We start from the raw sequence: 7528 nt of genomic DNA, 5'->3' as shown, positions 1-7528 counted from the left end.
ACCGTACTTCGAGCGCCGTGCCATGTGGATCTACACCCTCCCGGACCATCAAGAACCATTATCAGGTGCGTCCACGCCACGGGGGTCACCTCAGTGGTCCGTCTGCGCGGACCTCCCACGGGGGTGCTCGGTGAGGAAGGCAGCGACTGCCTAGGTGTATTGCCCTGTGAGGTTGGGGACCGGCTTGCGTGTGGTTGGCCTTTGAGTGCGGTGTGTCCGCGGTGGTGATTGTAGGTGTGGAGCCAGTCGCGTCGTTCCTGCTCTGAGTCTGAGTGCCTGGCGCAGTCTCGCCGCGCGGGCGTGGAAACGGCTGGGTAACGACCCGCTGTTGGAGCCATTCGTGCTGCGGCCTCTGAATGCGCAGCGCGGACGGCGCCGATAGCTGAACGGCAGGCACCCAGGTCGGCGGCCCACACATCCCGTTCGGGCAGCAGGTGGCCACCGAGCGGGTGGGTGGGTGTGCGGCACCCAGGGCAGCGCGGCCTTCTTCGGTAGGACGCGGGGGCGAAGACTCGAGATGTCGGCAATCGCCGGCGAACGAAACCCACCCGACTCCGGAGGTTCCCCCATGGGTACCCTGTCCACCCCTGCCCAGCGCAAGATCGTCCTGGTCACTGGCGCGTCGAGCGGGATCGGTGAGGCCACCGCACGGCACCTGGCCGCGGCCGGCCACCACGTGGTCCTCGGCGCCCGGCGCGTGGAGCGCTTGTCTGGCCTGGTCAAGGAACTGACCGAGGCCGGTCACAGCGCCGAGTACGCCGAACTCGACGTCACCGCCCCCGACAGTGTCCGTTCCTTCGCCGAGGCGGCGCTGACCCGTCACGGGCGCGTCGACGTGCTCGTCAACAACGCCGGTGTGATGCCGCTCTCCCCGATGGCCGCTCTGCACGTCGAGGAGTGGAACCAGATGATCGACGTCAACCTGCGCGGGGTGCTGCACGGCATCGCCGCGGTCCTGCCCTCGATGCGGGAACGCCGCTCGGGGCACATCATCAACATCGCGTCGACCGCCGCTCACCGCGTGGATGCGACCGCGGCAGTCTATTGCGCCACCAAGTACGCGGTCCGGGCCCTGTCCGAGGGGCTGCGGCAGGAGAACACCGACGTGCGCGTGACAGTGGTGAGCCCCGGCTTCACCCGCTCTGAGCTCAGCGACCGGGGCGGAGACCCGCAGGCGCAGGGCGCGTCACGCGCTGCCACCGAGGCGATCGGCCTGCCGGCGTCCGCGATCGCCGAGGCCATCGGCTACGCCATCGCCCAGCCGGCCGGAGTCGACGTCAACGAGATCGTCGTACGCCCCACCGTCCAGAACTGACCCCCGCCCAGGCCCGCGTTCACCGCGCCGTCCGGCCCGGGACCGGACGGCGCTGTCACCCCCCTCGGCCCCGCCGTACCCCTTCCCACCCCATGCCCGGTTTCGCCGGGCGCGTTTGGAGATCCTGATGCACACCGACCTTTCCGGCCTGAAGTTCACCATGACGGTGGGCGGCCTGCCCCTCGACGGGCAGTCGGCCTTCGACGTCGTCAACCCCGCAACCGGCACGGTCATCGCAGCCGCGCCCGACTGCTCCCGCGAGCAGTTGGACCAGGCGGTCTCTGCCGCACGGCAGGCGTTCTCCGCGTGGGCGCGCCGCTCGGTCGCCGAGCGGCAGCGTTTCCTGCTGGTGATGGCCGACGCCATCGACGCGCACACCGACCTGTTGTCCCACCTGGTCACCCTGGAGCAGGGCAAGCCCCGGGCCGTCGCCGACACCGAGGTCGCGGGATTGTCCTACTGGCTGCGGGAGACCGCCCGCATGGAGCTGCCGGAGACGGTCAACCAGGACGACGCCGAGCGGTACTCGGTCACCCGGCACGTCCCGGTCGGTGTCGTGGCCGCGATCACGCCGTGGAACTATCCGATCGGGCAGGCGTCGTTCAAGCTGGGCCCGGCGCTGCTCGCCGGCAACACGGTGGTCCTCAAGCCGTCGGCGTTCACCCCGCTGGCCAACTTGAAACTGGGAGAGATCCTGCGGGACGTGCTGCCCGCCGGCGTCCTCAACGTCATCACCGGCACCGGCGGCCTCGGCTCCTGGGTCACCGCCCACTCCGGTGTCGACAAGATCAGCTTCACCGGGTCCACACAGACCGGACGGCGTGTGATGGCCGGGGCCGCCGACTCGCTGACCCGGATCACACTGGAACTCGGCGGCAACGACCCCGCGATCGTCCTGCCCGACGTCGACGTCCGGACGGTCGCCCCGCAACTGTTCTGGGCCGCGTTCGCCAACACCGGCCAAATCTGCCTGGCCATCAAGCGCCTCTACCTCCATGCGGACATCTACGACGAGATGGCCGCAGAACTCGCCGAACTCGCCCGCACCGTCGTGGTGGGCGACCCGGCCCGCGAGGACGTCCAACTCGGGCCCGTGTCCAACCTCCGCCAGTACGAGACCGTGCTGGAACTGCTGCGGGACAGCCGCGACGACGGCCACACCTTCCTGGCCGGCGGCCTGCCCACGGCCGGCACTCCCGGGTACTTCGTCGCCCCCACCCTCATCGACAACCCGCCCGAGGACGCGCGGATCGTCCGTGAAGAGCAGTTCGGCCCGGTCCTGCCGCTGCTGAAATACACCGACATCGACGACGCCGTGGCGCGCGCCAATGCGAGCGAGTACGGCCTGGGTGCCTCGGTGTGGTCGGCCGACGCCGACGCCGCGTTCCGCGTGGCCGAACAGCTCCAGGCCGGCACCGTCTGGGTCAACGAGGTGATGCACCTGCACCCGCAGGTGCCCTTCGGCGGACGCAAGCAGTCCGGCATCGGCGTCGAGAGCGGCCTGGCCGGCCTGCTCGAGTTCACCGAACCCCAGACCCTCATAATCAAGCGAACGGTCTGAAAGGCCGGCGGCGCGTTCCTGCCGCTTGCTTCGGCATCATCCGCGACACCTTGCCACGGCACCGCCTTGCCGCCGCCGTGGCCACGGTCTCCTCGGCCGTCGGCGCCGGCGGCCTCGGGGCCGACCTGTCCGGACCGATCACCGACACGCTGGGTTACGGGTGGCTGCCCCGCGGAGCCGTCATGGACGCGAGGTAGGCCAGGGCCTCCGCGCTGCGGCTTTGTGGTTCCGCTGAACCGACGAGGAGTTCCTGGCCCGGGGCGTCCCGCACGTCAAAGCTCTGGTAGGTGAGCTCGATGCGGCCGACGTCCGGGTGCACGAATACCTTGTAGGCACGGGTGAGCCCACCGACCGCCTGGTCGTCCCACAGCGCCTTGAACTCCTCCGACCGGGTCAGCAGGTCCTGGACGAGGGCGTTTATTTCCGGAGTGTCAGTGAACCGGGCGGCGTTGAGGCGCAGCGCGTGCACGGTGGCGCTGGTGACCAGTGCCCAGTCCGGGAAGACCTCGCGGGCGCGCAGGTGCGTGAACAGGATCCGCGGCATGTTGGTCTCGCCGTCGAAGGGAGACAGGAGGGCGTCGGCGATGACGTTGGTGGCCAGGATGTCGAAGCAGGGGCTCAGTACGTAGGCGGCGGACGACGGGAAAGCATCGAGCAGCTGCAGCAGAGTGGGGTGGACCTGGTCACGGAGACGTCCGGCCTTCAAGCTGGGATTGATTCCCGCCAAGCGGAAGAGGTGGGCGCGACCGTCGGGAGTCAGCCGCAGGGCCCGCCCGAGAGCGTCGATGACCTGCGGGGACGGGTTGGTTTCACGCCCCTGCTCCAGCCGGGTGTAGTAATCGGCGCTCACCCCCGCCAGCACCGCGACCTCTTCCCGTCGCAGCCCCTTGACCCGGCGGCTCCCACCACCAGCGGGCAACCCAACATCAGCCGGCTCCAACCGGGAGCGGCTGGCCCGCAGAAAGTCACCGAAGGCGTTGGCTCGGGCATTCTGCATGTCGCAACGGTACTACGGGACCATGGGTTCGTGGTCGCGGGCCCGCCGCGGCCACGAACCCATGGTCCCGATTTCCCTGCGGACGGCTCCCGGTGTTGGCATACACCTCTAGAGATCTGCGTGATGCCACTACGTTCTCGCATACGGTTCGGGAGCGCACCAGAGGCGGTCTGTGGTGGCACCACAACGGGCCTCCGCTCGTCACCCGCGCAACGCGGGCGGCCTCGCCGACGGAGTAGGCGCTGACCTGGCCTGTTGCTACGGAGTCGGTTGACTCGTTGGGCTGAACGAGTGATCCGGTGACGGGAAGGGCGGTCATCTGCTGGCACACCGAGTATCTGGGCCTGGCCATCGGCGAACTGCGCGAAGCGGGCCGCGAGGTGGACGCCGAGGTCCTGGCGCACATCTCCCCAGCCCGCAGCTCCGCGGTCAACTACTACGGCTCCATCACCGTGGACTACGAACGCGAGCTCGCCCAACTCGACGAGCAAGGCCGCCGGCCCCTGCGGACCGTGACGACGGACGGTATCGGCGCCGGACTGTAGCGGCCCGCAGCGCGACGGGAACCCGGAGACCACGGACGACGAGAGCGGAAGTCCCCAACGGCAGTGCGGTGAACGATCTGCCGCGCCGCCGTGTCGTCCGTCCGGTAACGGGGCCTCCAGACGGCCCCTAGAAGCCCCGGCGGGAGCAGATGGTCCCGGGCCACCACCGCCACCCTCCGCGCCCACCTGGTCAACGTCCCCGCCCGGATCGCGCGTTCCGCCCGGCGTCTCACCCTGCACCTGCCCCGGCGATGGCCCTGGCAGCACGCCTGGACGCACCTGTTCGACACCGTCCACGCACCGCCCGAACCGGCCTGACCTCCCTGCCCACCCCGCCCGCCTGCGCGCAACCGGAGCTGAAACCGTGGAAAAGCTGGGCAGACCAGCAAATACCCCACGCCTGCATCCGGTCGGCGACCCCACCCCCGGCCCAGCAAGCCTCAACAACCAACTCCAGAACCAACCGGTGGATCAAGGCTAAGGGAGCACAGGGAAGCGGTCCTTCCGCTCCACGGCGGAGTCGACCTGGGGCGGACCTGCCTGCCGGACTGTGGCCTTGGCGATCGGGGCTTGTGGCGTTCAGGGCTGGTAGGCCGCTTGACGTCTCCTTTGTTAAAGGCTCTCTCTTGGTCATGGCAGAGTCCGGCTCGCCGTGATCGGGCGGCGGCTACTCCTGTCGGGTGGCGGTCGCGGCCGAGGCGTGCCGGCGGGCGGCCGACGTGCCGTAGAAAGAGAAGCGGAATGAGTCTTCGACCGCGGGAAGGACGCCATGCCGAGCGATGATCCGATCTTGGTCACCGGTGCCGCCGGTGGTACCGGGAATGTGGGCGGGAAGGTCGTCACGGAGCTGCGCGAACATGGGGTGCCGGTACGAGCCCTGGTGCACCACGACGACGACCGCGCCGCCGCTCTGCGGGCCATCGGCGGCGTCGAGGTGGTGGTCGGTGACCTCACACGTGGCGCGGATGTGCTGGCGGCCCTGGAGGGGTGCCGCAGGGCCTACTTCGGGATGAGCCCGTCGCCCGACTACCTGGAGGCCACGGCAACCGTGGCGGCAGCGGGCCTTGAGGGCGGACGGCTTGAGCTGCTGGTGAACATCTCGCAGATGACTGTCTCCCAGATGAACCTCGTCAGCAGCGCGGAGTCGCCCCAGCAGCGACTGCACTGGCTCTCCGAACACGTCCTCAACTGGTCCGGGCTGCCCGTCATCCATATCCGGCCGACGGTGTTCATGGAGAACCCACTCTTCGGCATGCTCGCAGTGGCCTCCATCCAACGCGACGACACCATCCGCCTCCCCTTCGGCAACGCACGCACCTCGCCGGTGGCCGTCCGCGACGTGGCCGCGGTGGTCACCCGACTGCTGCTCGACCCTTCACCACCGGTCGGCCAGGTCTACGAACTGACCGGCGCCGTCTCCCGCGACATGACAGAGTTCGCCGCCGAGTTCTCCAACGCGCTGGGACGCACCGTGACCTACCTCGACTTGCCCTACGACGAATGGGTCGAGCGCGACCTCAAGCCGCTGGGCCTGCCGCCGCATGTCACTGCCCACATCGCCACGATGGCCCGACTGCACCGGGAGAACCGCTACGACCGGATCACCAACGATGTGACGGAACTCCTGGGTCGCCCCCCGTCGGGCCTCGACAGCCTGGTTGAAGCCACGCCAGGACTGCGGACCAGGAAGGGGTAGGTGCTGGGACGCGCAGAGTGAGGTTACCGAAGAGCGGAACGACCTGCCGCCCGGCCGGCGCGGACGCCATCCCTCGCGCGATCGAGTTCGGGCGGTAGAGGTTCGGGAACAGTGCGGAGACGTCCGGGACGTATCCCCCGCGTCCCGATAGAGCCCGTCCAGCGGTCCGTCTCAGCCACGGTGAATCCGGAATGGGCGTCGTGGTGAGGGTCGTACTCCCGCCACATCGCGTACGGCACCCCTCGGCGGAAACGCAGCTCTCCTGCTGGATTTCCTCTGCGCCAACGCGATTGCCGAGGGTGCCGATGGCGAGCGTCGAGCGGGTCGCCACCCTGGCGACGTTCGGATCGGTATGGGCTCTGCTCGCAGTCGGCCACAACCTCACAGACCACATGATCGGGCAGACCGACCACGAGGCCAACGGGAAGGCACCGCCGTCGGCGGCCGAGGTCGCCGACGGTGCCGGCCCATGGCGGGGCTTGGGCGCCTGCCTGGGGCATGTTGCCCCACCTGGTCGTGGCCGTGATGCTGGCTCTGGCCTGGGCCGCTCTCCCACTTCAGATGTCCTGGACCGGCTTGATGACGGGGCTCGCCGTCTCAAAAGGTCGTGGACCTGCAGGGCCGGGCGACGTGTGTAGGATCTCGCGGCTCATGACATCGGACGGCGACGTGACCTGCAGTTTCTCCGGTTGTCTCAGGGCGTGTCCGAAGGGTTCAGTCTCACCGCCGTGTCATTTCCCGCGGGGACGTCTTGGGTCAAATCGATCACGTGCACCCCGAAGGGCCCGACGTCGAGATGCCTCGGCGTCTGCGGCGGAGCGCACCATGGTGCGGTGACGAGCAATGAAACTGGACCAGTCGAGCATGAGGACCGGTAGGTCCTGAACCTCCGTGGCGTGCGCGTCAGCAGGGTCAGCATCGAATTCCGGCTGACACTGACTCTCGACTCAGGCTGGGAAGTTGCGCTGGAGACGCCGGCCCGACTCTCATCCGGGTCGATCCGCACCGATTCCGGCGTGGTTCTGACACCGGAGGTCCAGGACGTGGCTGCGGTCCTTCCGCTTTTCGGAGTGGCGGTCTTGTCTGCGGTCGCGTTCAAGTCCGGAACGCTGCGGATGGTGTTCGAAGAAGGCACGCATCTGACGTGTCCGACCGACGCATCGTTCGAGGCGTGGCAAATCACAGGACCAGGCGGACGGCGCATCGTGTCACTGCCCGGCGGAGACCTCGGTGTCTGGTCCGGTTCTGGGCCGGGTGAGAGAGCCCCGTGCTGTGGTCTGAGGTCAGTCCCACCACAGCAAGACGAGCAGACCCCGCTGAGTGCGTTGTGGCAAACCGGATCTCGTTCGAGGTGCGCGGCGCGGGTGATCGTTCGGACAGAGGTGCCGGTGGGGTCGTGGGCATGAAGAAACGG

The 7528-nt window shown here is 68.7% G+C and carries 6 protein-coding genes and 2 pseudogenes; 6 read left to right on the top strand and 2 right to left on the bottom strand.

The features are described from left to right. Positions 1–150 precede the first annotated feature (150 nt). Positions 151–251: pseudogene (locus ACIRQP_RS41670) on the bottom strand (IS481 family transposase); the annotation flags it as partial. A gap of 317 nt (positions 252–568) precedes the next feature. Between ACIRQP_RS41670 and ACIRQP_RS41665 the strand changes: the two are divergent. Further along, positions 569–1315, top strand: coding sequence for an SDR family oxidoreductase (locus ACIRQP_RS41665; protein ID WP_403900582.1), 747 nt, complete (start codon positions 569–571; stop codon positions 1313–1315). Between the two features lie 127 nt (positions 1316–1442). Further along, positions 1443–2876: an aldehyde dehydrogenase family protein gene (locus ACIRQP_RS41660; protein ID WP_403900581.1), complete on the top strand. Its 1434-nt coding sequence runs from the start codon at positions 1443–1445 to the stop codon at positions 2874–2876. Between the two features lie 154 nt (positions 2877–3030). Here ACIRQP_RS41660 and ACIRQP_RS41655 read toward each other — a convergent pair whose 3' ends face one another. Then, positions 3031–3873 carry a helix-turn-helix transcriptional regulator gene (locus tag ACIRQP_RS41655; protein ID WP_403900580.1) on the bottom strand — a complete coding sequence of 281 codons (843 nt, stop codon included), beginning with the start codon at positions 3871–3873 and terminating at the stop codon, positions 3031–3033. Positions 3874–4172: 299 nt separating this feature from the next. Here ACIRQP_RS41655 and ACIRQP_RS41650 point away from each other — a divergent pair, with 299 nt between their 5' ends. The 4 genes and pseudogenes from ACIRQP_RS41650 to ACIRQP_RS41635 all read left to right on the top strand — a co-directional run bounded on the left by ACIRQP_RS41650 (position 4173) and on the right by ACIRQP_RS41635 (position 7520). Continuing rightward, on the top strand, positions 4173–4418 hold the full coding sequence (locus tag ACIRQP_RS41650) for a Tn3 family transposase (protein WP_403900579.1): 246 nt from the start codon (positions 4173–4175) through the stop codon (positions 4416–4418). Between the two features lie 153 nt (positions 4419–4571). After that, positions 4572–4736 (top strand): annotated as a pseudogene (locus tag ACIRQP_RS41645) (IS1380 family transposase); the annotation flags it as partial. A gap of 451 nt (positions 4737–5187) precedes the next feature. Further along, positions 5188–6114, top strand: coding sequence for an NAD(P)H-binding protein (locus ACIRQP_RS41640; RefSeq protein ID WP_403900577.1), 927 nt, complete (start codon positions 5188–5190; stop codon positions 6112–6114). 881 nt (positions 6115–6995) lie between these two features. After that, positions 6996–7520 (top strand): DUF6188 family protein, encoded by a 525-nt coding sequence (locus ACIRQP_RS41635; RefSeq protein WP_403900584.1) that lies wholly within the window; start codon positions 6996–6998, stop codon positions 7518–7520. Positions 7521–7528: the final 8 nt, after the last annotated feature.

Origin of the sequence: Streptomyces sp. NPDC102274 (assembly GCF_044766385.1) — a bacterium.
In the GTDB taxonomy this organism is placed as follows: Bacteria; Actinomycetota; Actinomycetes; order Streptomycetales; family Streptomycetaceae; genus Streptomyces.
Note: the sequence above shows the minus strand (reverse complement) of the source record. Positions and strands in the feature narration are given on the sequence as shown.

What these genes read in the sequence shown, in the direction of transcription:
- ACIRQP_RS41665 (WP_403900582.1), top strand. Translation starts at nt 569, where the DNA reads ATGGGTACCCTGTCCACCCCTGCCCAGCGCAAGATCGTCCTGGTCACT.
- ACIRQP_RS41655 (WP_403900580.1), bottom strand. Translation starts at nt 3,873, where the DNA reads ATGCAGAATGCCCGAGCCAACGCCTTCGGTGACTTTCTGCGGGCCAGC.
- ACIRQP_RS41660 (WP_403900581.1), top strand. Translation starts at nt 1,443, where the DNA reads ATGCACACCGACCTTTCCGGCCTGAAGTTCACCATGACGGTGGGCGGC.
- ACIRQP_RS41640 (WP_403900577.1), top strand. Translation starts at nt 5,188, where the DNA reads ATGCCGAGCGATGATCCGATCTTGGTCACCGGTGCCGCCGGTGGTACC.